Source organism: Halobacillus sp. Marseille-P3879, assembly GCF_900240285.1.
Lineage (GTDB): Bacteria > Bacillota > Bacilli > Bacillales > Halobacillaceae > Halobacillus_A.
The window spans coordinates 313,793-340,590 of sequence record NZ_OESS01000002.1 but is presented as its reverse complement, the minus strand read 5'-3'; the positions used below and the strand labels follow the sequence as shown (position 1 = coordinate 340,590).

The window sequence follows — 26,798 nt, the reverse complement described above, 5'->3', positions numbered from 1 at the left end:
CAAAACTATAGACTGAAACATAAGTAAAACAACATGGTCAAAACACAAACAATAAAAATTAAATACGTAGATTACCAGCGTAGTCAAAATGTTTAAGACTCTTGTGGGATAATAGCGCGATGCAAGTATCCTGCAGGAAAGCACGTTTTGCTTTAAGAGAAATCTGAGGCTGTGCCGAAAAAGCGAAGTTTTTTGACGGAGCGAGGATAAAATTCTTTATTGGCCCATAAATAATCCGAACTGATTTATACAAAATCGTTCGGATTATTTTATGCTTTATTCATTTTGAGCTCAGCCTCTTCATCTATGCTCCAGGGGTATCCTCCAGATCATCTACACGTTTCTCTAAATACTGCGTATCTTTTCTCGCATTAAATTTTTCAGCTTTTTCGATTTTTACACCAACGTTATAATCAGGGATTTTAGCAAACCGTTCATACCTGCCTTTAGGGAGAAGGAAATTGCCTTCAGGAAAATGGACGCCTACGTTTCCTCTAGCGATGTCTGCAAACCTGGCCTGCCCTTGAAAAATTCCATACGAGTTATGAAGTACAACTGCTTCTCCATCTTGAACCCTTAAACTACGGGCATCTTCAGAATTGAGCAGGACATCATATCGCTCGGCTCCATTAAGCGGATCCGTTTCTTTATAGATCATAGAGTTGAACTGCTTTCCGCGCCTTGTGGTTAAATAAAAGTCACCTGGTTTTTTCTCTAAATCAGGAATTTCCACTGGAATGAGGTTCCCCCTGCCATCAGGTGTCGGACAGACTCCTCCCTCACACAGCCAGGCACCGCCCCATTGAAAAACATCTCCTTGTTTGTTCAAATGCTGCACCCCATCATAATTGGAGTTTGCCTGAGCGATTTCTTCTCGCACTTCCTGAGCGTCACGGAATTCTACTAAGTGGGCATTATCAGGCTTCACTCGTTTCGCTAAGTCGATATAAATTTTCCACTCAGTACGAGCTTCTTCAATTTTATTTTTATTACCTTCAATCTGCGGAGAGAAATAAACCATTCGTTCTGTCGAGGTTGATGTGCCGCCTCCCTCCTGTTCATACCGTGTTTTAGCAGGCAGTACGATCACCGCTTCTTTCGCATCTACTAAAGTTGAAGTATTCAAAATGATGTCCTGGTGGACACGTATATCAAGTTCAGACAATGCCTTCTCAACATAATCAGGGTCGGGCATAGTTTCTAAGAAATTACCTCCTGATAAATAATATAGTTTAATTTTTCTTTCATGATCTTCAGGAAGTAATATATTTTCTAATGTGACTCCCACCACATCTCCTTGCCATCTTGGGAGTTCAAATCCCCATAGGTCTTCAATACGGTTAATATTATCTCCTTTAAAGTCTCCTCCGGGCAGCACGAATGGATCAGCTCCCATTTCACCACTTCCTTGAACACTCGAATGACCGCGAAATGGCATCAGTCCGTTATATTTGCGACCAAGGAATCCGCGCAGCAACGCTAAATTTGCAACTTGAGAAATGTTATCTGTAGCAAAAGAATGCATGGTCAAACCCAGCGCCCATGCAAAAACAGCATTTTTACTGTTCGCTAACAACTCTGATAATTCAATAATTCTCTCCTGTGTTACACCCGATGATTTCGTTATTTGTTCCCATGATTGAGCTTGTACGCTTGCTTTCAGCTCATCAAACCCATTCACGTGTTTTTTTACAAATTCATGATTAACAGCAGACCCATGCTTTATTTCTTCGAGGTCGAACCAATGCTTCATAATTCCATGCATAAAGGCAATATCTCCACCAATATTAATTTGGTAAAAATCATCTGCTATTTTTGTTCCAAATAAAGCAGACTCCGTATTCGAAGGAATCCAGTATTTATCCATGGAAGGTTCCCGATAGGGGTTGATGACAACAATCTTTGTCCCCTTTTTCTTTGCTTCCAGCATATACTTTGTAGAAACAGGAGAGCTATTAGATGCTACGCTGCCCCAGAATAACAGCACGTCTGTTCCGATCCAATCCTGATAGTTCGCCGTCGAAGCTCCAACACCCACCGATCGTTTCAATGCTGTTTTACTTGGTGAATGACAAATTCGAGATGCATTATCGATATGATTGGTACCGAGAAAACGTGAAACTTTCCCAGCCACATAGTAGGATTCGTTAGTAATCCCCCTTGAAGTTAAGTAAAAACTATACTGTTTCGGATCCAGGTGTTTCATTTTATCAGCAACCATATCCATAGCCTCATCCCATGTCAGCCGCGAAAACTTCCGCTCTCCTTTGCGGCGTATCATCGGATAAGGAATTCTTCCCAGTTGTCTCAGTTCCGTACTCGTGAACTTCCTGAGCTCATCAATATCTGAGTGCAGGATAGTTTCCTCTATAGCCGGCATCGTATTCAGCCTAAGTACGTTTAAGCGAGTCGTGCAAATATGTGGTCCAGTTAACGTTTGATCATACAGACCGGATACCCCTAATGCACACCCGTCACAAACACCTTTTGTAATAATATTTTTGGCATAGCTGAGATTATCTTTATTGTTCCAGGCAACCTTCACCGTGTCACGAATGTGCTTAGGTTTTACTTTCCCTAACCCGAAAGGAATCGGGCTTACCCAATGTTCAGGGGCAGGTTTCTTTATTTTTTTTATTGGTCCGTTATGCTTTGTCTTTCCCATATCACTTAGTCCTCCTCGTTATATAATCAAAAAAACCACCGCCAGGCCTTCCCCATAAAAATGAAAGGCATATAACGGTGGTTAAGTCTTAAGCAGGAACGCTGCAAAGTGCCAAACCTCTTAATTTATTTTATAAATTTCTCTCCAATGTCTTCATTAAATACAAAGATAGACATGCCAAAATCTTTTTCGATATCAATATCTACGAACAAATCTATAAATTCACACTGCAAAAACTCTTCCATTTCAACAGGATGATTCTTCCGGTACATCTCTTTTACCATTTCTGTGCGGGCCGCTCGCAGCATCTGCCTGCCATCATCTGCACTCGCTATAAATTTCTCAACAGGAGACAAGTTCCCTTCCATTTCACAGATCGCCCAATTTCTGCAAAAGGTGGTACTAATCTTCCTCGGCCCCTTACCCATATGTTTTTTCCTAAAAGATTTCACTAGATTACTAAATTCAGCTTCATATTTATTCATAGAGGTTCAACCTTTTTTCGTTTATTACAAGATTATAAAACTATACGATTAAAGTAGTCAACTTAAACTGATTTAAGCAGTATTTCGTTGGCTGTCTTCATTTTCCTGTTTCAATTGCCTGATATCAAGGCGAATCCATAAAGATACAATAAAAGCAGCTGCCAGTGATATGCCGAAAATGGATAACGTCAGTACATAGCTCTCGGTTGCTTCACGGATCCAGGATACTAATAGAGGACCCACTAAACCTGCAGCTGCCCATGCTGTTAATATATAACCGTGGATAGCACCTAACTGCTTCGTTCCGAACAGATCGCCAATGTATGCCGGAACAGAAGCAAAGCCTCCTCCATAACACGATATAATTAAGAACAAAACGAGTTGAAACAATAAAGCATGTGTAATCGCAGGTAAGGTGAAAAAGGCTATGATTTGAATCAAAAAGAATGTGGAATATACGTTAGGCCGCCCCATATAGTCAGATATCGACGCCCAGGCAATCCTTCCCGCTCCATTAAAAAATCCCATTATCCCAACCATCGCCGCAGCTGCCCCTGTAGATAGGCCTGCGATTTCCTGTGCGATCGGTGAAGCTACTGATAAAATAGCGATTCCACATGTAATATTTATAAACAGCATCACCCAAAGCAGCCAAAACCTTCTCGTTTTGACTGCTTCATTTGCGGTCAATTGAGAAAGATCAGGGGTTTTCTTTTTCTCTTCAGAAAACTCATTCATATAGCCTTCAGGAGGACGTTCCAGGTACAACGCTGATGCCATCATAACTATGAAATAGATCAAACCTAAGATAAAGAATGTTGCCGGAATCCCGACTGTATCAATTAAATTGGCCATAATCGGGCTTGCAATCATTGCGGAAAACCCAAAACCCATAATCGCAAGCCCGGTGGCAAGTCCTCTCCGGTCAGGAAACCACTTAACCAAAGTTGACACAGGGGTAATGTAACCAATTCCCAGGCCAATTCCTGCCAGAATTCCATATGTAATATACAGCAGCCAAAGCGACTCCAGTACAGCCGCTCCTCCAGAAGCCATCATTCCGATGCCAAAAAAGCCGGCAGCTACAATTCCCGAAGTTCTAGGTCCATACTTTTCTACAAAGTGGCCCATAAAAGCAGCAGAAAGCCCGAGGAATAAAATGGCAATACTGAATGTTAGTGATACATAACTAAGTTCCCATCCATATTGCTCAATAAGCGGATTCGTAAAAACACTCCAGGCATAAACTGAACCAATTGAGATATGGATACCTACAGCTGACAATGCAATCAACCAGCGGTTTTTTGTTTTCTTCAATTCTCTCACTCCTTTGCTACCTAAAAAAACGCCGCCCTTTCATTTTGTAGAGAAGATTCCCATACAAAATAAAAGCGGCGACGTTTAGTTTAAAGCAGGTTCACTACTCACTCACCAAAGTAATCGCTTACAACAACTGCACTTAAGTCGACGACAGGAACGCTGTCTCGCACCTTAAATGTTACAAATTTATGAATCTATTATAGATATTATCTGTTTTCTTTAAAAATATCAAATGATTTTTTTGATCACGTAATTATTAATTTTTTAGCTTGTCATCCTTGTTCTCTATTCGTTATAGTTTTGGTAATGTAACTTTTACATGGGAGGTGAACCACGTGGACGAAAGAATGAGTGCCACATATCCTATTGTGCGATTTAAAAATGGGAACTTTCAACAGGTGGAGGACGAAATTGTAACGGAATTCCCCATGACGATTTATATAAATCAGGTAGAATTTGCTACCATGGTCTGTACACCTTCCCACTTCGATGAAATGGTCGTTGGATTCTTAGCTTCTGAAGGAGTCATACGATTTAGAAGAGAGATCAAATCCCTGAATATTGATGAGGATAAAGGATTTGCTTACGTCGAACTGACAGATGAAAAAGCGGTAAATAATCAGCGTGATTTTTCTAAACGTTTTATCGGATCATGTTGTGGGAAAAGTCGTCAATTTTATTTTCAAAATGATGTACAGACAGCTAAGACTTCTACATCCACTACCACCATCTCTAGTGATCAGTGCATTCAGTTAATGCAGCAGATGCAGGAAGACAGCCACCTGTTTAAAGGCACAGGCGGCGTACATAACGCTGCCATTTGTACGAGCCGTGAAATGGTAGTAGACCGGACTGACATCGGCCGCCATAATGCATTAGATAAACTATATGGTTATTGTCTCTTAAATCAAATTTCAGTACGGGATAAAGTTCTCGTATTCAGTGGACGTATATCTTCTGAGGTATTAACTAAAGCAGCTAAAATAGGTGTAGGCATCGTATTGTCAAAGTCTGCTCCTACAGATTTAGCCGTCCAGCTGGCTGAAGATTTGAACATTACTGCCATCGGCTTTATCCGTGGAGGTTCATTTAACATTTATTCTCACCCTGAGAGGGTAATAATTTAAAAAATGAGGTGAAGTCTATGAGTTCCTGTAATATTGATCATACAAACGCAGATACTAGAAACAAGCTTGAAAGCCAGAAACAATTTCTGCCGGACCATATGTACAACGAGGCAAGCGAATTTTTAAAAAATCGACCAGCACAACATGAACTAAATGAGCTTTTTCATTTGCTTAAAAAATACGATTTAACAGAAAAAGAAGAGAGAGTAGCAAGAAATAAGAAATTGAAACAGCTGACAGGCATACCGGAGTAGTAAGGTACCTTTTTTTCAACCCAAAATTAAACCAGCCCCTAAGCAGGACTTGGGGCTGGTTTTGCCTTTATGGCTGCAGAAGTTCTTCTGATATAACCACTCCTCTTTTCGCCATTTCAGCAATATACAAGTCACCTGGAACAACCTGCTCAGGGGGAAGAACTCCTGACTTTGTAATAAATCGGCCGGCAATCATTTGAGCAACAACGGAGATCGTATTAGCTGTCGCCCTTGCCATTGCCGTGACTTGATGCACACGATCTTTATACGTAACCATTTCATATTGATAAGTCGAGCTTAACTCATCTTTCTGTCCGCCTACGCATACGCGCAGCAGAACAGCATCATCTTTATCCTTTAGATCTACAATTGGATCAAGGGTTTTAAGCAGCACCTCACGCGGCTTCACTTTTATACCATTTACGTCCACTTCATAGTCATTTCTCGTTAATTTCAAATCTACGAGAAGCTTCATTTTTTCTGCATGTCCCGGGTAACGGATCGTTTTATATTCCAGCGTGTTAATCTCAGGGTAGGATCCTAATAATGTAGAAGTTCCCCCGGATGTGTGAAATGCTTCCAACGGTCCGAACCGATCAAAATAAAGACGTTCGACTTCTGATAACGAAGGCACTTCCACCTTTTTGCCATCCCGTATGATAGTTGATGGATCAGTATAATGATCGAACAACCCCTCCATCGAGAAGACGTGATTATATTCCAACGGCGGCTCCGGCTGAACAGGAATACCGCCGACGAACAATCGAATGGATTGTAGTTCGTCAAGCTTACCCGCACCATATCCCGAAAGAATATTGATCATTCCAGGTGCTACCCCTAGATCAGGTACGATGGTTACATTTGCAGACTTCGCTTTATCATTCAGCCTCAGTACCCGGTCAGTAATGTGCCCAATGTGGCCCCCTAAATCAACGGAACTGACTCCCACATCTATAGCTGTACGAGCAACCATTTCATTAAAAGAGTAAAATAACGCATTAATCACTACGTCATATTCCCTAATAAATGCCGCTAATTCACCTGCGTTCCCTGCATCCACTTTATAGGCTTGCAGCTTAGTCGAGTTTATCACTCGAGCCGCAGCTTCTGCCCGGTTTATATCAATGTCGGCAAGTCCGACCTTAATTACACCTGCGCTTTGGACTAAATCGCGAGCCGCTTCTTTCCCCATTAAACCAGATCCTAATACAGCTACTTTCATAGTCTGTCTCCTTTCAACAGCTGAGCAAAGCTATTCCACATCAATTTGAGCACGCTGTAATTTTCCACTGAAATCCACGTATACTGCTTTCCATTCTGTAAACACATCAAGCGCGGCCACACCTGAATCCCGATGCCCATTGCCTGTCCCTTTCGTTCCCCCAAACGGCAGATGAATCTCAGCCCCTGTAGTTCCTGCATTTACATATACAATCCCGGTGTCTAAATCTCGCTGGGCCGCAAATACTTTATTCACATCGCGCGTGAAAATCGAACTCGATAACCCGTATTCTACACTGTTGTTAATCGCCACAGCTTCCTCCATGTTCTTTACCGGAATCAGTGAGACTACAGGACCAAAAATCTCCTCCTGCGCTATACGCATATCCCCAGTAACATTCGTAAATAGTGTTGGAGCAAAATAATTCCCTTTCCTGTGCTCCCCTGAGTTTAAAACATATCCCCCCGTGAGAAGTTCAGCCCCTTCCTCTTTACCAATTTGAATATAATTTTTTATTTTTTCTATTCCGCTTCTATTGATAATCGGACCGACTTTTATTGATTCGTCTAACCCGTTTCCAATCGTAAGTTTCGCAATCTCACTTTGCAGGCGGTCCTCCAATTCTTCTTTTACACTTTCGTGAACCATTACCCGGCTGCAAGCCGTACAGCGCTGACCACTGGTACCATACGCACTCCATAGAATTCCTTCTACCGCCAGAGATAAGTCAGCATCCTCCATTACGATAACTGCATTCTTTCCACCCATCTCAAGAGACACTTTTTTCAGTCGCTGTCCACACTTACCAGCAATTTCACGTCCTACTTCATTGGATCCGGTGAAAGAAATGACCCGTATGTCATCTTGTTCAATCATTGCTTCTCCAACAGTTGAACCTGATCCGAACACAACATTAACTACACCTTTGGGCAAACCTGCTTCTTGAAAGATGCGGGCTAATTCATAAGCCATAATCGGAGTTTCTGTTGCCGGTTTCCATACAACTGCATTTCCAGCTACAATGGCAGGAAATGACTTCCATGTGGCAATGGCAATCGGGAAATTCCATGGGGTAATAATGCCAACGACCCCCACAGGTGCGCGGACACTCATTGCAAATTTATCCTTCAGCTCAGACGGGGTGGTTTGACCAAATAAGCGCCGACCTTCTCCTGCCATGTAAAAAGCCATGTCAATACCTTCCTGAACTTCCCCACGTGCTTCCTCAATTACTTTTCCGTTCTCCATCGTCAACAGCTGGGATAATCTCTCTTTCCGCTCCTTCATAAGAGTTCCAACCCTAAATAACACTTCAGCACGCTGAGGAGCTGGCACGAGCGCCCAGCTTTTCTGGGCTTGTTTAGCAGTTTGTACTGCGTCTTGAACATCCTGTGCACGCGACAAAGGGACTTGAACGAGGAGTTCAAGATTAGCTGGATTGTAAACTTTCGTATATTCATCACTCGAAGGCTCTTTCCATTCTCCATCGATAAAGTTAAGCAGCTTCTCCTCTTTTATCAGTTTTAAACTCATAGACGAGATCCTCCTTTAATAAGGCGACTTTTATTATTTTCCAGATTTGTTTCTAATTTGTTCAATTGTAGAGGAAACGGAAATGTCTTCCCGCTTATACTCTATTTCTATAACTACTGGACCCTCGGATGACAGAGCCTTAATTAATACTGTCTCAAATTCTTCCGGTGTTTTTACATAAAATCCTTCAGCTCCTAAATCCTGAGCCAGTCTGTAAAACGGCACGTAACCTAATTGTGTTCCAATGATTTTATATGGGAAGTGAATCTCCTGGTGCATACGGATCGTCCCATACATCTGATTATTAAAAACAATACTAATAATCGGGACCTTATAACGTACAGCGGTCTCCAGCTCCTGCATCGTCATCATAAATCCGCCGTCCCCCGAAATCGAAACTACTGTTCTATCAGGTGTGGCAAGTTTCACTCCTACGGCAGCAGGCATACCGTAACCCATCGCTCCCGAAGTCGGACCGACATAAGTTTGCTTTTGATTAAATTGAAAATAGGTATGAAGCCAGCCTGCAAAGTTTCCAGCATCATTTGTCACAACAGCATCGGCAGGCAAGTGTTTTTGAAGCGTAGAAATAATGTTATAATTCGTTTGTTTTTTTTGTGGATGTAACGTTTGAACATAAGCAGAGCGGCACTGCTCTGTCCATAATTGCCACCCTGCTCTAAGCTTTAACGCCATAAGACATTGTAATGCTTCCTTCACATCAGCTATTATTCCTATGTCGGGAGGATAGACCTTGCCTAATGTTTCATAATCAATATCGATGTGAACGAGAGACTGTCCATTGTTCAAAATAGAGTAGTCCTGAGTAGTGACTTCTGACAACCTTGTCCCGAGAGCAACGACCACATCGGCTTTTTTTACTGTTTCCGTTATCTGCGGCTTCACACCTAAACCCAGATGCCCCGCATAAAGGCGATTTTGGTTGGGAAAGACGTCATGACGGCGAAAGGCTGATACTACAGGCAAATTGAACTTTTCAGCAAATTCAGTCAACTCATTCTCAGCTCCAGCACATTTCACCCCGCCTCCGGCAATAACGACAGGGCGTTCAGAGTTTTGAAGCAATAATTCCATTTCTTTTACTTCGTCAGGAGAAGGACATGGTCTCGGTCTGACAGCTGGTTTTTTAAATGTCATTTCAGCCTTTTCATTGAGCAGATCCTCTGGCAGCGACACCACTACAGGGCCCGGTCGACCGGTTTTAGCAATGCGAAAAGCCCGTTGAACGAGTTCAGGAACTCTAGAAGGGTGCTTGATTTCTACCGTCCATTTAGCAATAGGTGCAAAGAAATCTTCCAATTCTACTTCCTGAAACCCCTCTCTTCCTCTAAATAAGCTGTGGACTTGGCCTAAGAATACGACCATCGGTGTAGAATCCTGGTAGGCGGTATGGACACCTATGGTAAGATTGGATCCACCAACGCCTCTCGTGGCTAATACAACCCCTGGTTTGCCACTGGCTTTCGCAAACCCCTCAGCCATGAATGAGGCTCCCCCTTCGTGCCTCGAAGAAATCAATTCAATGCTCGTCTCATCATATATAGCGTCCATTACAGGTAAATAACTTTCACCAGGCACACAAAATACCTTTTGAATGTTTTCAAGCTTAATACACTTGACAATGGCTTGAGCACTTGTCATCAGCTGAGATTGATTTGGGATCTTCAAGGAGCCCCGCCTCCATTCATTTTTTTCATACGTTTTACTGCTTCTCTTAATCGATGAACTGGAGTTGAAAGAGAAATTCTTACATACCCTTCTCCTCCGGCACCAAAAGCGTTCCCCGGTGTTACGATCACCCCGGCCTCCTCTAATAATTTTTCTGCAAAGGATTGAGAGGTAAAACTTGCCGGAACTTTGGCCCAGACAAAGAAAGTACCTCTTGGTTCACCGGCTGTAAGACCCATTTCCTGTAGAGCATTAACCATAAGTTTCATACGGTCATAATAGATTCGGTTATTTTCCTTCACTGCTGTAAGGTCACTTTGTAAAGCTTCTGCTCCCGCTTTCTGGATAGCTAGAAATTGGCTCGTATCTGTATTGCTCTTTACTACTGCCAACGCTTGAATTAAGTCTTTATTGCCAACTACATATCCGAGTCTCCACCCCGCCATGTTAAAGCTCTTTGACAATGAACCAAATTCAACAGCCACCTCTTTGGCTCCTGGCACCTGTAAGATGCTAGGCGACTTATACGTTGAAAAAGTCACCAAGTCATAAGCTGCGTCATGAATGAGAGATAGTTTATTTTTTCGGGCAAAATCAACCGCTTCAGTAAACACACCAATTTCCACGGTAGCTCCTGTTGGATTACTCGGATAGTTAAGCAGCATGAGCTTTGCCCGGTTAAGTTCGGAAGCCCTTATTTGCTTGAATTGCGGAATATATCCGTGTTCTTCTACAAGCTTAAATGGTGAAGCCACTCCGTAAGCTAAATGAACAGCTGATTGGTAAACTGGATAACCTGGATCAGGGAGGAGTACATAATCACCCGGATCCAGCACGGCCTGGATTAAATGCGCAATTCCTTCCTTTGAACCAATCAGAGCATGAACCTCGGTATCAGGATCTAATTCTACGTTATAATGGCGTTTATAGAAGGAAGCTACAGCTTGTTTAAATTCAGCACAGCCTCCATATGGAGAATATTTATGATTTTCTGGTTTTTTTGCCTCTTCTATTAACCTTTCTATAATGAAAGGAGGAGTCGGAAGATCCGGCGCCCCGATCCCTAAATCGATAATGTCCATCCCCCGTGCCTCTAGCTCCTTTTTCTTCTGCTGAAAAACAGAGAATAAATATGGCGGCAAGCGGTTTACCTGGCTCGAACCATATTTCACACATCCACCCCCTTATTAAAAGATCATTTTTAATGGTTGTCCCATTAATCTATCCTATTAGGGAAAAAACTTTTTCATGATAGGTCTTTTTGCTTTTAAAGCATATCCCGGTCATACTCTTATCTAACGGAGAATAGGGTAAAGTGTGGGACAAACCTAATCCGTATGCCCTGACCCCAGCAGATCCCAAGTCAGTTGGATTCATACATTGTATGGGTTCGGCTGACTTTTTCCTTATTCAGAAAGGAAGTGATGAAACCATGACTGCCCTCTCGGGTATTACGATACTGGACTTAACGCGTGTGCTGGCAGGTCCTTACTGTTCCATGATATTAGGTGATCTCGGTGCAGAGGTAATTAAGATAGAAGCGCCAGGCGGAAGTGATGAAACAAGAAGATGGGGGCCTCCATTTCAAGAAGGAGTAAGTGCGTACTATTTATGTGCCAACCGTAATAAAAAAAGCCTGACCGTCGATTTAAAAACAGAAAAAGGCAAGGAAATTGTTAAGAAACTATCAGAAAAAAGCGATGTGATTATTCATAACTTTAAAACCGGGACAATGGAACGCCTGGGACTTTCATACCCGGTATTAAAAAAACGGAACCCAAAGCTAATCTACTGCTCGATTACGGGGTTTGGAGAAACCGGGCCTTATAAAAATCTGCCTGGCTACGACTTCATCATACAAGCGATGAGCGGATTAATGAGTATTACCGGCGATAAATCCTCAGGACCTCAAAAAATGGGGGTCGCTATAACAGACATCCTGACAGGATTATATGCGGGTATTGCCATACAAGCTGCTTTGTTGGAAAGATATCAATCAGGAAGCGGTCAAAAGATTGATCTCTCGCTTTATGATTCTGCCGTGAGCGCCTTGGTTAATATTGGAAGCAATTATTTAATGGCTGGATCCGTGCCAAAAAGACTTGGCAGTCATCACGCCAACATTGTTCCCTATCAAACTTTCTCATCTTCTGACGGGGAAATGGTAATAGCCGTTGGGAATGATACACAGTTCAGGTCCTTGTGTAAGATAATTCAACTCCCTGACCTAGCTGGAGACCATCGTTTTCATACCAACCCAGACCGGGTCACCCACCGGGACTCACTTACTGAAATTTTACAAAAGGCCTTCCTATCCAAACCTACGGATTACTGGAGGGATAAATGCCACGAAGCTAACGTCCCATTCGGAGCTATTCAGACGTTAGAAGATGTAGCGTGCGATCCGCAGTTAAATGCAAGGAACATGTTTATTCACGCTGCCCATCCTACAGCTGGAGAAATTAAAATGATCGGAAGTCCTATCAAGCTGTCCCGTACACCTGTGAAAGCACAAAAACATCCACCAGATCCCGGGGAACATTCAACTGAGATTCTCCACTCGTTAGGGTATAATGCGAAGGAAATAGAGGAGTTAAGAAAAAAGTGTATTATTTAAGGAGTGGTAATGATGAACTTTGATTTTAGCGATGAACAAATATTACTCCGAAAAACGGTCAAAGACTTTGTTGATTGTGAAATCATGCCTTTCATCGGAGAATGGGATGCAAAAGGATACTTTGACAAAAACATTCTATCTAAGCTTGCAGATTTGGGATTAATGGGCGTCTGTATTCCAGAGAACTACGGTGGAAGCGGGATGGATTATAATTCCCTGGCGATTGTATGTGAAGAGCTGGAGAGAGGAGATACAGCTTTTCGTACAGCGGTTTCTGTACACACAGGACTTAACAGCATGACCTTATTGCAATGGGGAACTGAAGAGCAGAAGCAAAAATATTTAGTGTCTCAAGCAACCGGCAAGAAGATCGGAGCATTTGGATTAACTGAACCTGGTGCTGGATCTGACGTAGCCTCCTTACAATCAACCGCTAAACGAGAAGGCGATTATTACGTATTGAACGGACAAAAAACCTGGATTTCATTGTGTGACAATGCTGATCACTTCCTCGTATTTGCTTATACCGACAAGAACAAGAGACACAATGGCATATCAGCCTTCATCGTCGAACGGACAATGGAGGGCTTCTCTTCCAAAGCTACAAAAGGCAAGCTTGGTATCCGAGCGGGAAACACTGGTGAACTATTCTTTGATCAAGTAAAAGTACCGAAACAGAACCTACTGGGAAATGAAGGTGACGGATTTAAAATTGCAATGGCAGCATTAGATAATGGACGGTTTACCGTAGCAGCGGGGGCATGCGGACAAATCATGGCCTGCCTTGAATCTTGCGTAGATTACTGTCACAATCGCAAAACCTTCGGTAAAGAGATAGGAAAGCATCAGCTTGTGCAGCAAATGATCGCAAAAATGGAAGCAGGCTTGCAAATGAGCCGGCTTCTCGTCTATCGAGCTGGTGAACTTAAGAATAAAGGAGTAAGAAACACACGCGAAACCTCCCTTGCTAAATGGCAGGCGTGTGATTTTGCCAATCAGGCGGCTGATGATGCTGTACAAATTCACGGGGCATACGGCTACTCTAACGAATACCCGGTCGAACGTTATTTGCGGAATTCAAAAGCCCCTGTAATTTACGAAGGAACACGAGAGATTCATACGATTATGCAGGCTGAATATGTACTTGGGTATCGAAAAGATAAACCACTCAGTCAAATGCTGCCTGCCTGGAGAGGATAGCCAATTCTTATCGGGAAAGTGATGCAGCTTGTGGAAATACTGCTTGTTTCCACAAGCTGTTTTCCTGCTGGAAGGGTTATAGGACCCTTTCTTTTTTCGTGGGAGGGCTCCGGATGAGCCTCGAGCCCTGGTGGAATAACCACCAAATGATCCTTAACTTCTGCTCAGCCTCTTTTCATGCAGCCCCCATACACCCATACTCCAACCTTTGAAGATAGATTATAAAAGTTTTGACATATAATATTCGTCAACAAATTCACTCTCAATATACAAGGCCTTCCTTTTAGCTCCTTCTATTTTAAAACCTTTATTCTTATATAATGACAAAGCTGGTTCATTCTCTGTGACAACAGTCAGTTCTAACCTTCGAATGTTGTGATGCTTAGCCCAATGTTCCAGTTCATTAAATAACTTTGAACCGAGCCCCTGTCCTCTAAATCCCTTTAAAATTCCAATAACAATGTATGCCGAATGTTTATTTCTCTTCGCACTTCCACCAAAAGCACACACATAACCAACCAATTGATTTTCCTTTTCAGCAACTAATATGACTGAGTTTATTTCCCTTCTAATACGTTCAATCAGCTTCAAATAGTTTTCAGCCTGATTCACTCTTTCTCCCGCCTCCCAAAGCATATACTGAGAGCTGTTCTCAACCTGGTAAGTGAGGCTTGCTAAATTTTCTGCATCAGAATTTTTTATTTCTCTTATTACCATCCCGTTTCTCTCCCGTTCTCCATTTAATCATATTAATTTAATGTATAGACCACTTGTGAAGTCGTTACCAATTCTACCTTAATGGATGCAGTCAAACATCCTACTGTAAATGTATTATAAAATCAGCTTAATCTCAGTGAAACCTTCTATCTAGTTTTATCTGTTAGACTAGGATCTAGTTTGAAAAAACATAGGAATGAATTAGTCAACCTTTCTTTAATTAGGTTAGGATTACATATAATCCTCTATAGTTGAGCTATATGTTTTTATTTTTTCAAACTGAAAAACTCAAATCTTAGGAGGATTTATCATGGCAAAGTCATCTCAGTCAATGCGAAAGTATGTGGTTTCTTCCGCGTTAATCACTTCTTTGGCACTTACACCAGTGTTAGCAGAAAATGTTTCGGCGAAAGCGGATCCGGGTTCTTCTGAGTCCAGCAGCTCTTCAGAACCTTCTCAAATATTACACAGCGGTGACCGAGGGTCAGAAGTAGAATCCGTCCAGGATGAATTAAAAACTCAAGGCTATTACACAGCGAACATAGACGGTATCTACGGACCTATTACAGAAGATGCAGTTGAATCTTTTCAATCTGAAGAAGGATTAGCTGTTGACGGCATTGTAGGACCGGAAACAAAATCTGCATTATCCACGCTCTCAGAAAACAGCATTGAGGAAGACCAAGAAGCTGATATTGAAGAGCCATCCAAGGATGAGTCCACTTCTCAATCTGACGTTGTCTCCATTGCAGAAGACTTAATTGGAACTCCTTATGTATGGGGAGGAACTACACCTGAAGGGATGGACAGCAGTGGTTTTATTCTTCATGTGTTTGAACAGGTAGGCGTCGACCTTCACCGTAAAGAAAGCGACATGTGGTTAAATGACGGTGTCCAAGTAGATTCTCCAGAAGTTGGAGATGTTGTATTCTTTGAAGGAACTTATAACACAGAAGGAGCATCTCACAGCGGAATTTATATTGGGGATAATCAAATGATTCACTCTGGAAGTAATGGGGTCGAAGTTGCAGATATGAGTATCGACTATTGGCAAGATCATTATTTAGGCGTTAAGTCCTTTCAATAATAAATATAGAGTAGCAAGCCAGTGCGAAATCGCACTGGCTTTTTTAGGATAACAGGAGAAAATTGAATTCGTTGTTCTTTTGTTTTCGGCCTAAATATTGTATAGTTATTAGATTGAAAAATTGCCAAACTTAAAAACTACTCTATTAAAACAATACTAGAAAGGTGCCAATAAACATGATACACAATCCTACAGGAAAAGAACGTATAGGCCTTGCTTTCCTGCTTGGAATGCTTGGAATACTCGGTCCCCTTAATATCGATATGTACCTGCCGAGTTTTCCCGGAATCGCGAGTGACTTAAATGCAAGTGCTTCCCTTGTACAGCTTAGTTTAACAACTTGTTTAATCGGGCTGGCAGTAGGACAGTTGGTAGTCGGGACGATAAGCGATGCGCAAGGAAGAAGGAGACCATTAATGATATCCATCTTTTTATTCGCCGTCTCCTCTTTACTTTGTGCGCTGGCTCCCAACATTTTCACCCTGATTGCAGCCCGTTTCTTACAGGGATTTACAGCTTCGGCGGGTGTGGTACTTTCAAGGGCTGTAGTCAGAGATGTATTTAGCGGTAGAGAACTGACTAAGTTCTTTGCCCTGCTCATGGTGATCAATGCCACCGCCCCTATGATTGCTCCCATGGCTGGAGGCGGTATACTGCTCCTGCCATTTTCCAGCTGGCATACAATTTTTTATTTTCTAAGTATACTCGGTTTATTAATTGTTCTTGTCATATCTTTACGTTTACCAGAAACCCTGCCTCCAGAAAGAAGAATTCCGAGTACGTTAAAAGATTCAATCCGGACCATAGGCAGTTTATTTAAAGATCGATCATTTATCGGCTATGCTTTGACAATTGGTTTTGTTCACGGAGGCAGTTTCGCCTATGTCTCAGGAACACCTTTTGTTTATCAGGATATTTATGGGGTTTCCCCACAAGTGTTTAGTATACTATTTGGGATTAATGGACTTGCAATTATATCAGGGAGCTTTATCATTGGACGTTTAGGCGGTATTATTCATGAAAGGACTCTGCTGAGAACCGCGATTCTCACAGCAGTATCAGCAACCTCCTTCCTTCTCATCATGACGATCATTGAAGGCCCTCTTCCGACTCTTGTCATCCCGATATTCATTTATATGACTGCTATGGGAATGGTCTTGACAAGTACTTTCACTTTAGCAATGGAGCATCAGAGTCATCGGGCAGGAAGCGCAAGCGCCGTGTTAGGAATGCTGCCTCTTTTATTCGGCTCCATGGTTTCTCCTTTAGTAGGGATTAATGAATCGACTGCCATTCCAATGGGAACTGTATTGTTTACAACCGCCGCGATTGGCTCAATTACTTTTTTCACTTTAACAAAAAAATATAAGCAGGCAGCTGCCTAATTGACCTGACCGTTTCCTCATAAGGAAACGGTCATTTTTGTCATGGGAAAAACGCCTTAATTTTTATTTTATATGTAAGAAAACCTAACACAAACTGTGACATGATGTCCTCTTTTTGAAATAATCAGTATATTATAAAAACTGGAGGTTTGGTTATGGTTGAAGAACAAAATATTTACAAAGGAAACAAAAAAATATTATTTATGACAACATTTGCTTTCTTTTTAAGTTTCGTTGTCTGGTTTAATATGGCTCCTTTTGCTTCAACGATTCAGAAAGCATTACAGTTATCCAATGAAGAAATTGGTGTATTACTCTCGATCAACGTTGCATTGACGATTCCAGCAAGAATAATTATTGGTATGCTTGTGGATCGGTTCGGTCCAAAGCACGTGTACGCTGCGCTGCTTATCTTTGCGAGCATCCCCTGCTTCTGGTTCGCGTTTGCGGATTCATTTTGGCAGTTATTTATGGCTCGTGCCCTGCTCTCTGTTGTAGGAGCCGGTTTTGTTATAGGAATCCGCATGGTATCTGAATGGTTTCCTTCTAAACATCTTGGTTTAGCGGAAGGCATTTATGGTGGATGGGGCAATTTCGGTTCTTCAGCGGCAGCCTTTTCCCTTCCCCTTCTTGCCTTGTTGTTCGGCGGTGAAAATGGCTGGCGTATGGCCATAGCATTAACAGGCGTTCTATGTATTGTCTATTCATTTATTTATTTCAAATCAGTAGAAAACACACCGTCCCAAAAAGAGTTCAAAAAGCCCAGGAGAAGCGGTGCTATGGAGGTAACAAGCTACAAAAGCATGGCAGCCCTAATGCTCATGTCAATTCCTCTTTATGCGGCCCTGGCTTTGATTACCTGGCAGTTAAGCAATACATCTCTTATTTCAAATCAAATAGCTGTGGCAGTTTATACAGCTTTAGCAGCTGTATATGGATATAACTTGTATAAAATCTGGACCGTTAACCGTGACCACTTAAGAAAAGGTGTTCCTGCCAAAGAACAGTATTCATTTAAACAAGTAGCCATCTTAGATTTCGCTTACTTTATCACATTCGGATCCGAACTGGCCGTCATCTCTATGCTTCCCATGTTTTTTGAAGCTACCTTCAGCATGGGAGTGGCCGGTGCCGGGATGATTGCAAGTTCTTTTGCTTTTATGAATCTTGTAGCACGGCCGGGCGGGGGCTGGCTGAGCGATAAATTTGGAAGAAAGAAGACGTTAATTATACTACTGGCTGCTACTTCTGCTGCCTACTTATGTATGTCACAGATAGGATCTAACTGGCCCATCGCTGCTGCCGTCCTATTAACAATGACTTGTTCTTTCTTTGTACAGGCTGGTGAGGGTGCTGTTTTTTCTATGGTTCCATTAGTAAAAAAACGACTGACAGGGCAAGTGGCTGGAATGGTCGGTGCGTACGGAAGTGTCGGTTCCGTGTTATTCCTTGCTATTCTTGGACTCTTAAATCCATCTTTATTTTTCTTAGGAATATCAATTATGGCATTCTGCTGCTTCATCACTTGTTTCTTCTTAAACGAGCCCGGCAAAGAACATAGTAAAGAGAAAGTACCAGCTGCCGAAGAAAAAACGGAAAAGTCCGGCAAAGAGGTTGCGATTTAAAGTATGGTATGCAACGAATTTAATCACTTAAATTACGTTGACAGCTTTCCCCTCTCATGCTAGGCTTATAACAATTCAATAGATTCTCTTATTTAGAGAGGCGGAGGGACTGGCCCAATGAAGCCCGGCAACCGATCAATCTATGATTGTGGTGCTAATTCCAGCAAAGCTATGGCTTTGGAAGATAAGAGAGGTGCGTATGAAAACCTCTCAGCTTGAGAGGTTTTTTTCATACCTATCCTGAATAAAACAAAATAACGAAAGTCGCTCAGGTGTTGGATAAGCATAAGGCAGCTTATTCAGCTTAAAAGGGAAGACCGGTGAAAATCCGGCACGGTCCCGCCACTGTAAAAGGGAGCATCCTGCAGAGAACGTCACTATCAAAGCAGATGGGAAGACGCAGGGTGTGAAGAACTTGAGTCAGGAGACCTGCCTGGCGATTTCACACTATTACCTACGAGGAATAGGGAGGTGTATGCCGCTTTATTTGGACCAGTCTGTCTCTACAGACTTTATTAAAGATGGGCTTTACAATCTCTCTTCTATTAGGAGAGATTTTTTATTTGTTTAATAATAACAGGAGGAATGAGTATGCCTAAGACATCTACTATTGGTTATCCCAGAATTGGAGAAATGCGGGAATGGAAAAAAGCACTTGAACAGTTCTGGAAAGGAAATCTATCAGAATCCGAACTTCAAACGGAATTGAAGAAGCTTAGATTGATTAACTTAAAAAAGCAGCAGGACAAGGGAATTGATTTGATTCCTGTAGGTGATTTCAGCTTTTATGATCACGTTCTTGATACTTCATTTATGTTTGGATTGATCCCTGAACGATTCAAAGACGAGAATAAAAGTAGTTTACAAACCTATTTCGATATCGCCAGAGGAAATAAAGATGCAGTCGCTTCAGAGATGACCAAATGGTTCAATACCAATTATCATTATATTGTCCCTGAAATACAGCCTGAAGACGAACCATTTTTAGATGAGAACCGGCTGCTTACCTATTTTAAAGAAGCTGAACAGCTAGGGATTAAGAGCAAACCTGTTCTATTAGGACCTATAACCTTTTTAAAGTTAGCGAAAGGTTACGAACAAAAAGAATTCCCTGCTATTCTAAGAAAACTACTCCCTCTTTATGTTCAAGTTCTTCAGGAACTGGAAAGAGAAGGAGCAGACTGGGTACAAGTTGATGAACCGATTTTATCTACATCGCTGTCCGAGGAAGATCTTTCTTATTTTAAGGAAGTATATCAAGCTTTCGATAAGGAGCTTTCATCCCTAAAGGTAATTCTTCAGACCTACTTTGAGTCAATTGAAAACTATAAAGAAATTGTAAATCTTCCCGTGGCAGGAATCGGACTTGATTTTGTTCATGATGAGGATGCCAACCTTCACTCTTTGAAGGAATATGGTTTTCCTGAAAATAAATTACTTGCCGCCGGCATAGTCAATGGCCGTAATATTTGGAAAAGTGACTTACAGGCAGCCTTAGAGAAGTTGAACATCATTTCCTCAATTGTAGATAAGAAAAATATTCTGATTCAGCCGTCCTGCAGTCTCCTGCATGTTCCGGTAACTGTAGAAACTGAAAAAGAACTGGAGCCACATTTAAAAGACGCTTTAGCTTTTGCTGATCAAAAAATAGAAGAAATATCAATATTGTCGGAAGGTTTGCACAAAGGAGAAGAAATCATTAAAGAAAGATTAAGCCTCCAGGCACAGTCTCTCGATCGACTTATGAATTCCGACAGCAGAAATAAACATAACGTACAGAAAGAAGTTGAGTTTTGGAAAGGAGTTGAACCGAACCGGGATCACCCATATGAAACACGGCAAAAAAAACAACAGGCATATTTTAAGCTGCCCCTCTTACCTACTACAACAATCGGAAGTCTGCCTCAAACTTCTGAAATCCGCCAGGCGAGATTAAAGTGGCGAAGAAACGAGTGGTCCGATGAGGAATATCAACATTTCATCAATTCAAGCATGGAAGAGTGGATTGACCGTCAGGAAGAGATCGGTTTAGATGTATTAATTCACGGGGAATTCGAACGAAACGATATGGTAGAGTTTTTTGGTGAGAAACTAGATGGATTTGCCTTTACCCGATATGCCTGGGTACAATCCTATGGTTCCCGCTGTGTAAAGCCTCCTGTTATTTACGGTGATGTCGCTTTAAACTCGCCAATGACTGTCAACGAAATCGCCTTTGCTCAATCGCTAACAGACAAACCGGTTAAAGGCATGCTCACCGGGCCGATCACAATTTTAAATTGGTCATTCGTTCGAGAAGATATAAGCAAATATGATGTTACTAAACAAATTGCTTTAGCTTTACAAAAAGAAATCAAAGCTTTAGAAGAAAATAACGTCCATATGATTCAAGTAGATGAACCAGCATTACGTGAAGGCTTGCCGCTTAAGCCTTATAAACAACAAGAGTACTTGAATGAAGCTGTCTATGCTTTTAAACTGGCCACCTCAAAAGTAAAAGATAAAACCCAAATTCATACACACATGTGTTATTCGGAATTTGGAGAAATCATGGATACGATTAATCAACTGGATGCCGACGTCATATCTATCGAAGCTGCACGAAGTCACGGCGAATTAGTTTCAGACTTTGAAAAGACTTCTTACAGGAAAGAAATCGGGCTTGGTGTATATGATATCCACAGCCCCAGAGTTCCGTCAGTAGAAGAAATAGAAAAAAGTATTTGGCGGGCATTAAAGGTTCTTAATCCACGCCAATTCTGGGTCAACCCGGATTGTGGACTAAAAACAAGAGGTGTTCATGAAACAACTGAGGCGCTTCTCAACATGGTTGAAGCTGCCAATCGTGTTCGTGAAAGAATTAATGAAGATATATATGTAAAAGGCGAATAGTCTCTGTTATAGTGGAGGATCCAAAGTTACCCATACGGCTCGAAGGCACTCTGTGGTGCAACAGATAGACTGTGGTAAGACCGACTTCAATTTTGCTATTCGATTCCTTCTATTCGAAAGCGGACGGCATCTCTGCTGGTTTTCTTGGATCTCATAAAGTCATCAAAATAAACGTTTCCTTTATCATATCTAATTACTGTATTGGTTTTTGAGTGCAATATCGTGTTTCAGTATCACGCTTTTTCTTTGATAGGGTTTCATCTTCTTCCCGATTTTTGTAGAAAAACCGCAATAAGTGTAAAACGATTATTGCAGGGATCTTTAAGTCTTTGTAGAAGTTATAGAGTAAATAGCAATAAATCTATGCAACTTTTCGCGAGACACAAAAGAAAGGAGAAAGTGATGTTTAAAAAAGGATTTTTTAAAAACACGTTGTACAAATGGATGCCCCATAAGGAACAGTATATTTGCGAGAAAAAACTTGTAAAGGTGATCAAACGATTAAAAATTGAGGATTTCACTTTTAATTGGGATCGCAGCAGCTGCTTTATCGAATTTAATTATCACGATAAACCTTACCGATTAGAACATTCAATCGAACAGGCTAAAGAAAGAGGAATTATTTTAAGAAATGGTTTGGACTGTCTGATTGAGTTAACTCTATCTCTTGAGGATCTGTGTGAAATCATTGACCGGGGAACGTACAAATTTGAAACTTGGATTTCTGGTATGGAACAGTCTTCCTCAGACTCTGCAAAAGAGATTCCTGAATTTGAAGAAGAATTTCATATCAGGTACAAATCTTTAGGAAAACAAAACCTTTCTGATTCCAAAAAGAGCGAGGAGTTCATCCCTTTCCCCTCTGAATCACCTTTAAACAACTTTGGTGAAAGCAAAATCCTACAACAGCCGCGCCATAAATAAACAGTTTGCAGCCTTTATTACATAGAAACCGGACAGGTTGATCCCTTACCCTGTCCGGTTTCTTTTTTTAGAAATCCCCCTCTACTCCCTCTTCCTCAAAGATCTTCCAATGGCCACATGCCATTTCTCCCTGCCACTGCTCAAGATTTTCTGTGTAAAATTCCTAAATATGAGGCCCAGGGTCCCACATCCTCTCGATACCTTTCAGCCATCACCCTTACCATTTGTGAAATATGGGTTAAATCATGTACGGCCCAGGTAGAGATCAACTCTTTTACCTTTACTTCCCCGAAGGCAGGATGACTTCCTTTAAGTTCTAGTTTTGCTTCTGTATCTACTAACTCTTCAAGTCTGCGAAGATTATCCTTTCGAAGTGAGGCAAACTCCTCTAACTTATACTCAATAGGTTCTATTCTTTTAAGATGGAGATGAGAGAAGCGATCAAATGCAGGAAAAGGAACGGTCATTTCTTCCTTGAGAATAAATGAAATTCGAGGGATCCAGTTATATTTCTCCGCTTCAATTAAATGAGCAATTACCTCTCGAATTGTCCATGTTCCTTCTCCTTCGTTACACTGCAGCCAGCCGACAGATAATCCCGTTATAAAATTTTTAAGAGTGGGAGGCGTTCGTTCCAGCACTTCCACTGATTCCTTCATTGTAAAATTCATGTCAAGATTCCCCTCTCCGACTTGTTAAATCAATTATAGAAGTTCTGTCATAAAAATACCAAACGCAAAAAACAGGTTGTAGAGACCTTCTCAACAACCTGAATTGCCATTAATAAGCCATTCATTCCCTATTGCTTTTATATTCTTTTAAAAATTTTGTTCATATAATACCGGTAGCGTTCATAAGGAATAGAGTTCTCGTTGTGTAAAATCAAAGCCGGCTGGTATTTACGCCGAGGATAAGCTCTCCCACTTCCGGCAAATTGCTGCATATGAGTGTAGTTCAGACGAACGACAAGATTTGTTAAGTAAGAAGACCTGCCCGCATCCGGCCGTCTCAGCTCGTTAAGTGTTATCACCATTTGCTCAGCAGATAAAATTCCCAGCCCATGTCCAAAATAAAGGTCATTCCCAAGAAATACAGCATTTTCCCCTCTCCACTGTGGTGCTTGTGGATCAAAATCGGGATTATCAAAATAGACGATATCTCCGGGTAAGAAACGCCGTGTATACACTGGATATAACCCAAGGTCACTATCGGCATGCCAGCTGTAAATATAAATATCAGGAAATAAAAAATTAAAAGCCGATTCACCAATTACATTTAATACTGCGTGATAATAAATAATCAACATCGCCCCGGCACATTCAAATGCATATTCGCGGCTGTTGGAATATATATCTTGAATAGCCGCCGATGGTTTTACACCCGGCCGTAATCGAATGGCTCCATAATTCGTTACGATCCAATACCGAGGATCACTGCGTGTGGTATCGAAAGTAGCAAATTTCACTTCACTCTGGTTCATTAACTCTGCGCTTCTCAGAATGCTTCTGCGAACTCTTAACTCGAACTTCAAGGCATCCATCGAATGAAAAGCATACACATTCTGGGAGGAGCTCATAATTCTAACAATCATCTCTTCTTCACTGTTGGCTGCATTTATTTCATCTGGTTCAACAAGCCGTCCTCCTATTTGAATCATTTAATCCCCTCCGTTGATCGAATAATTACTTTCATTATTACAAACCTATTCAACTAAAGGGATCCAATGACCAACTCAAAGGAAATGTCCCAGGAACCAAGATTTTATGATTTAATATAACATCGTTCGATGGTCTTTGGATGAGATTTACACAACTCAGTCAACTCCTCAAGCACATCATGAAAACTAAGCAGTTCATAGATTAAAATCGTTTGAGGGGGCAGGTGCTGTCGGAAACGGCCTTCCTTCACCACATGGTTTTCTTTCCATTCCCAGAATAAACGGTCCAGCTTCTCCACCAGCTGAAAATGTTCTTCACCTATATTGTGCGCCGGATCGACTAGTATTTTAATGTAAGAGGCCGTCACTGTTTCTATCAATTCACGTTCCTTTTGATTAAAATCTTTAAGCTGTACTTTCACATATTGTAAATTACCGAGGTGATAAGCAATTTGCTGTAGAGCGGCCAACTTTCTTTGAGCAAATTGAAAGGATCGCATTTCGTCTTTTGTATGTTTGTGATATTTCCACTCTTCCCGTTGAAATTGAGAAAGTTGATAAGTCTTCTCTAAACGTGCTGTTAACTGACGGTAGGAGCGGCTTATATTCCAGTTCCTTTCTTTTAAATCTTTTTTCCCTCCCATAACTATACGTTCAAGCAGTTTTGCTGCTTGATTAAATAAAGCATTTATATTTCGATAAATCCCGGGGGTGTAGTTAGGGGGAAGCAGGAAAAAATTCACCGCCGTTGACACTACAATTCCAATAGATGTCGTTCCTAATCTTGTGAAAAAAGAGATAAAATGGTGATCCTGAAAATCAGGAATCATGGCAGTAGCAGTTATGGCTGCTACTAAAATTCCATCATCCAGTTTTAACTTGTGACAAATAGCAATTGTCAGCATGGCGGCTAACGCAAAGGTGATTGCACTTTTTCCAAATATAGCATAGAAGGAAGTTGCTAGCAGAGCACCGATGGCTGAAGCCGGAAAACGAATCATCGCTTTTTTTATGGAGTCAGCAGCTGTATGCTCAATCGTCACAATTGCTGTTATAACTGCGAAAACAACAGGTAAATTAAAAAACCCGCAAATCAGTGCCGTAATAAAAACGGATATGCCTGTTTTCAGCGTTCGTCCGCCAAAAAGTTGATAATTTTTCAACGATTCAATTAAGTTCTTCATATTACTCACTTCCATATGTATTAATAAGAGCTGATAGAACATGCTTTAATTAATTTTATCATATCTAATTTGATAGAATATTCCATCAATTGCATTCTTACAAAGCACATGTCAGACTGTAGAGGAACCACCAAATTGAAAAAGAAATGCAGGTGAGGATATGATCGAAGTAAGAAAATCTTCAATCACAGCAGATGAATCCAATAAAGGTGTATTTGCTACCAGAAACATACAAAAAAATGAACTTATTCACCAAGCTCCAGTACTGCCTTATCCTAATAGTGAACATAAACATATAGAGAAAACATATCTTGCTGATTATGCGTTTGAATATGGTTCCAACCACACAGCATTCCTCCTAGGGTATGGAATGATGTTTAATCACTCTTATCAGCCTAATGCTGATTACAGAATTAATTTTGATAACGATTCATTTGATTTCTATGCATTCTCAGACATCAAGGAAGGGGAAGAAATATTCATTAACTATAATGGCGAAGTCGAAAATAACGATCCCCTTTGGTTTAATGAAGAGAATAATGAAAATAACGAATGAATTATCCCTCGCACCTCTATATAGGAGGTGCTTTTTTTTGCCTGCATATAATTCCAGCTTCGGGCCAAAATTAAACATATACTCTAAAGGAGGTCTTTTGAATGAATAAGGAACGTGCTAAAGAGATTTTCCACTCCCCCGAAATGATTAATGTTACGCATGAAGAAAGAGAAGTCTATATTGAAGAAGTCATTGAAAGAAATGAAACAGCTCGTGTTCATCCAATGGATCAGCCTAATATCATCCAGGAAGTTCCGCTATACGAGTTAAAGGAATTAGAGCATTAAACTAAAAAACGGCATCCCTTCAATTGTGGATGCCGTTTTTATATATGTTACGTTTATTAATTCCCTGAGACTTGATCTCAACCAATTGCAGCTCCTTCTCTTGAAGAATCTGTAGCTCCCTCAAAGTAAATGTCTTCTGCATTCAGCTTCCTTAATTCCCCCCCACTTTTAGTAATGAGCCCAGACGTCTGGAAATCCTTTTTTGCCTTACCATTTTCATTTTGAATAAAGGTCCTGATGGGATAAATATAAACAATCCGAAATAAGCATAAATAAGTTTATGATGATACAATGATACGATGAATCATGAATTCTAAGAGGGAATAACACGAACTTTTCTTATTTTATCGTCCTGACGATCTACCCGAGATC

Annotated in this window: 22 protein-coding genes and 2 riboswitches; of the genes, 11 read left to right on the top strand and 11 right to left on the bottom strand. The window is 41.2% G+C overall.

Annotation, left to right across the window (positions count from 1 at the left end; genetic code table 11):
• Window positions 1-304: 304 nt before the first annotated feature.
• The 3 genes from C1A12_RS09485 to C1A12_RS09475 all read right to left on the bottom strand — a co-directional run bounded on the left by C1A12_RS09485 (window position 305) and on the right by C1A12_RS09475 (window position 4,467).
• Window positions 305-2,665, bottom strand: coding sequence for an FdhF/YdeP family oxidoreductase (locus C1A12_RS09485; protein WP_101843639.1), 2,361 nt, complete (start codon window positions 2,663-2,665; stop codon window positions 305-307).
• A 125-nt stretch (window positions 2,666-2,790) separates the two neighbouring features.
• Entirely contained in the window at window positions 2,791-3,150 is a 360-nt protein-coding gene (locus tag C1A12_RS09480; protein ID WP_101843638.1) for a DUF2294 domain-containing protein, read from the bottom strand.
• A 72-nt stretch (window positions 3,151-3,222) separates the two neighbouring features.
• On the bottom strand, window positions 3,223-4,467 hold the full coding sequence (locus tag C1A12_RS09475; protein ID WP_101843637.1) for an OFA family MFS transporter: 1,245 nt from the start codon (window positions 4,465-4,467) through the stop codon (window positions 3,223-3,225).
• A gap of 350 nt (window positions 4,468-4,817) precedes the next feature.
• On the opposite strand from C1A12_RS09475, the gene fdhD reads away from it, so the two are divergent.
• Window positions 4,818-5,597, top strand: a complete 780-nt coding sequence (gene fdhD, locus C1A12_RS09470) for a formate dehydrogenase accessory sulfurtransferase FdhD (RefSeq protein WP_373420464.1) — start codon at window positions 4,818-4,820, stop codon at window positions 5,595-5,597.
• 17 nt (window positions 5,598-5,614) lie between these two features.
• Window positions 5,615-5,851, top strand: coding sequence for a group-specific protein (locus C1A12_RS09465; RefSeq protein ID WP_101843635.1), 237 nt, complete (start codon window positions 5,615-5,617; stop codon window positions 5,849-5,851).
• Window positions 5,852-5,918: 67 nt separating this feature from the next.
• Here C1A12_RS09465 and C1A12_RS09460 read toward each other — a convergent pair whose 3' ends face one another.
• Genes C1A12_RS09460 through C1A12_RS09445 form a run of 4 tightly spaced genes read right to left on the bottom strand, consistent with a single transcriptional unit; the run spans window position 5,919 to window position 11,467 of the window.
• Window positions 5,919-7,073 carry a saccharopine dehydrogenase family protein gene (locus C1A12_RS09460; protein ID WP_101843634.1) on the bottom strand — a complete coding sequence of 385 codons (1,155 nt, stop codon included), beginning with the start codon at window positions 7,071-7,073 and terminating at the stop codon, window positions 5,919-5,921.
• Window positions 7,074-7,103: 30 nt separating this feature from the next.
• Window positions 7,104-8,606: an aldehyde dehydrogenase family protein gene (locus C1A12_RS09455; RefSeq protein WP_101843633.1), complete on the bottom strand. Its 1,503-nt coding sequence runs from the start codon at window positions 8,604-8,606 to the stop codon at window positions 7,104-7,106.
• A gap of 33 nt (window positions 8,607-8,639) precedes the next feature.
• Window positions 8,640-10,268, bottom strand: coding sequence for a thiamine pyrophosphate-dependent enzyme (locus C1A12_RS09450; RefSeq protein WP_101844844.1), 1,629 nt, complete (start codon window positions 10,266-10,268; stop codon window positions 8,640-8,642).
• A gap of 23 nt (window positions 10,269-10,291) precedes the next feature.
• A complete protein-coding gene (locus C1A12_RS09445) occupies window positions 10,292-11,467 on the bottom strand; it encodes an aminotransferase class I/II-fold pyridoxal phosphate-dependent enzyme (RefSeq protein ID WP_235001579.1) in 1,176 nt (391 codons plus the stop codon).
• Between the two features lie 260 nt (window positions 11,468-11,727).
• Here C1A12_RS09445 and C1A12_RS09440 point away from each other — a divergent pair, with 260 nt between their 5' ends.
• A complete protein-coding gene (locus tag C1A12_RS09440) occupies window positions 11,728-12,912 on the top strand; it encodes a CaiB/BaiF CoA-transferase family protein (protein ID WP_101844840.1) in 1,185 nt (394 codons plus the stop codon).
• Between the two features lie 12 nt (window positions 12,913-12,924).
• Window positions 12,925-14,112, top strand: coding sequence for an acyl-CoA dehydrogenase family protein (locus C1A12_RS09435; protein ID WP_101843632.1), 1,188 nt, complete (start codon window positions 12,925-12,927; stop codon window positions 14,110-14,112).
• 219 nt (window positions 14,113-14,331) lie between these two features.
• Here C1A12_RS09435 and C1A12_RS09430 read toward each other — a convergent pair whose 3' ends face one another.
• Window positions 14,332-14,829, bottom strand: coding sequence for a GNAT family N-acetyltransferase (locus C1A12_RS09430; RefSeq protein ID WP_101843631.1), 498 nt, complete (start codon window positions 14,827-14,829; stop codon window positions 14,332-14,334).
• Window positions 14,830-15,139: 310 nt separating this feature from the next.
• Here C1A12_RS09430 and C1A12_RS09425 point away from each other — a divergent pair, with 310 nt between their 5' ends.
• From C1A12_RS09425 to C1A12_RS09405, 5 genes are all read left to right on the top strand, one after another.
• Entirely contained in the window at window positions 15,140-15,916 is a 777-nt protein-coding gene (locus tag C1A12_RS09425; RefSeq protein ID WP_101843629.1) for a C40 family peptidase, read from the top strand.
• Between the two features lie 176 nt (window positions 15,917-16,092).
• The gene (locus C1A12_RS09420; RefSeq protein WP_101843628.1) at window positions 16,093-17,301 is read left to right on the top strand and encodes a Bcr/CflA family efflux MFS transporter; all 1,209 of its coding nucleotides are present in this window, start codon (window positions 16,093-16,095) and stop codon (window positions 17,299-17,301) included.
• A 155-nt stretch (window positions 17,302-17,456) separates the two neighbouring features.
• A complete protein-coding gene (locus tag C1A12_RS09415; RefSeq protein ID WP_101843627.1) occupies window positions 17,457-18,926 on the top strand; it encodes a NarK family nitrate/nitrite MFS transporter in 1,470 nt (489 codons plus the stop codon).
• 85 nt (window positions 18,927-19,011) lie between these two features.
• Window positions 19,012-19,117, top strand: a riboswitch (SAM riboswitch).
• 62 nt (window positions 19,118-19,179) lie between these two features.
• Window positions 19,180-19,378, top strand: a riboswitch (cobalamin riboswitch).
• Between the two features lie 133 nt (window positions 19,379-19,511).
• Window positions 19,512-21,818: a 5-methyltetrahydropteroyltriglutamate--homocysteine S-methyltransferase gene (gene metE, locus C1A12_RS09410; RefSeq protein ID WP_101843625.1), complete on the top strand. Its 2,307-nt coding sequence runs from the start codon at window positions 19,512-19,514 to the stop codon at window positions 21,816-21,818.
• 402 nt (window positions 21,819-22,220) lie between these two features.
• Window positions 22,221-22,742, top strand: a complete 522-nt coding sequence (locus C1A12_RS09405) for a hypothetical protein (protein WP_101843624.1) — start codon at window positions 22,221-22,223, stop codon at window positions 22,740-22,742.
• A gap of 140 nt (window positions 22,743-22,882) precedes the next feature.
• Here C1A12_RS09405 and C1A12_RS09400 read toward each other — a convergent pair whose 3' ends face one another.
• The 3 genes from C1A12_RS09400 to C1A12_RS09390 form a co-directional block, all read right to left on the bottom strand.
• Window positions 22,883-23,413 carry a DinB family protein gene (locus C1A12_RS09400; RefSeq protein WP_101843623.1) on the bottom strand — a complete coding sequence of 177 codons (531 nt, stop codon included), beginning with the start codon at window positions 23,411-23,413 and terminating at the stop codon, window positions 22,883-22,885.
• 137 nt (window positions 23,414-23,550) lie between these two features.
• Window positions 23,551-24,399: a protein-glutamine gamma-glutamyltransferase gene (locus C1A12_RS09395; RefSeq protein WP_101843622.1), complete on the bottom strand. Its 849-nt coding sequence runs from the start codon at window positions 24,397-24,399 to the stop codon at window positions 23,551-23,553.
• A gap of 104 nt (window positions 24,400-24,503) precedes the next feature.
• Window positions 24,504-25,583, bottom strand: a complete 1,080-nt coding sequence (locus C1A12_RS09390; RefSeq protein WP_101843621.1) for an aromatic acid exporter family protein — start codon at window positions 25,581-25,583, stop codon at window positions 24,504-24,506.
• Window positions 25,584-25,743: 160 nt separating this feature from the next.
• On the opposite strand from C1A12_RS09390, the gene C1A12_RS09385 reads away from it, so the two are divergent.
• Together C1A12_RS09385 and C1A12_RS09380 are read left to right on the top strand one after the other, a co-directional pair.
• Entirely contained in the window at window positions 25,744-26,139 is a 396-nt protein-coding gene (locus tag C1A12_RS09385) for an SET domain-containing protein (protein ID WP_101843620.1), read from the top strand.
• A 101-nt stretch (window positions 26,140-26,240) separates the two neighbouring features.
• Window positions 26,241-26,426: an H-type small acid-soluble spore protein gene (locus tag C1A12_RS09380; RefSeq protein WP_101843619.1), complete on the top strand. Its 186-nt coding sequence runs from the start codon at window positions 26,241-26,243 to the stop codon at window positions 26,424-26,426.
• Window positions 26,427-26,798 lie beyond the last annotated feature (372 nt).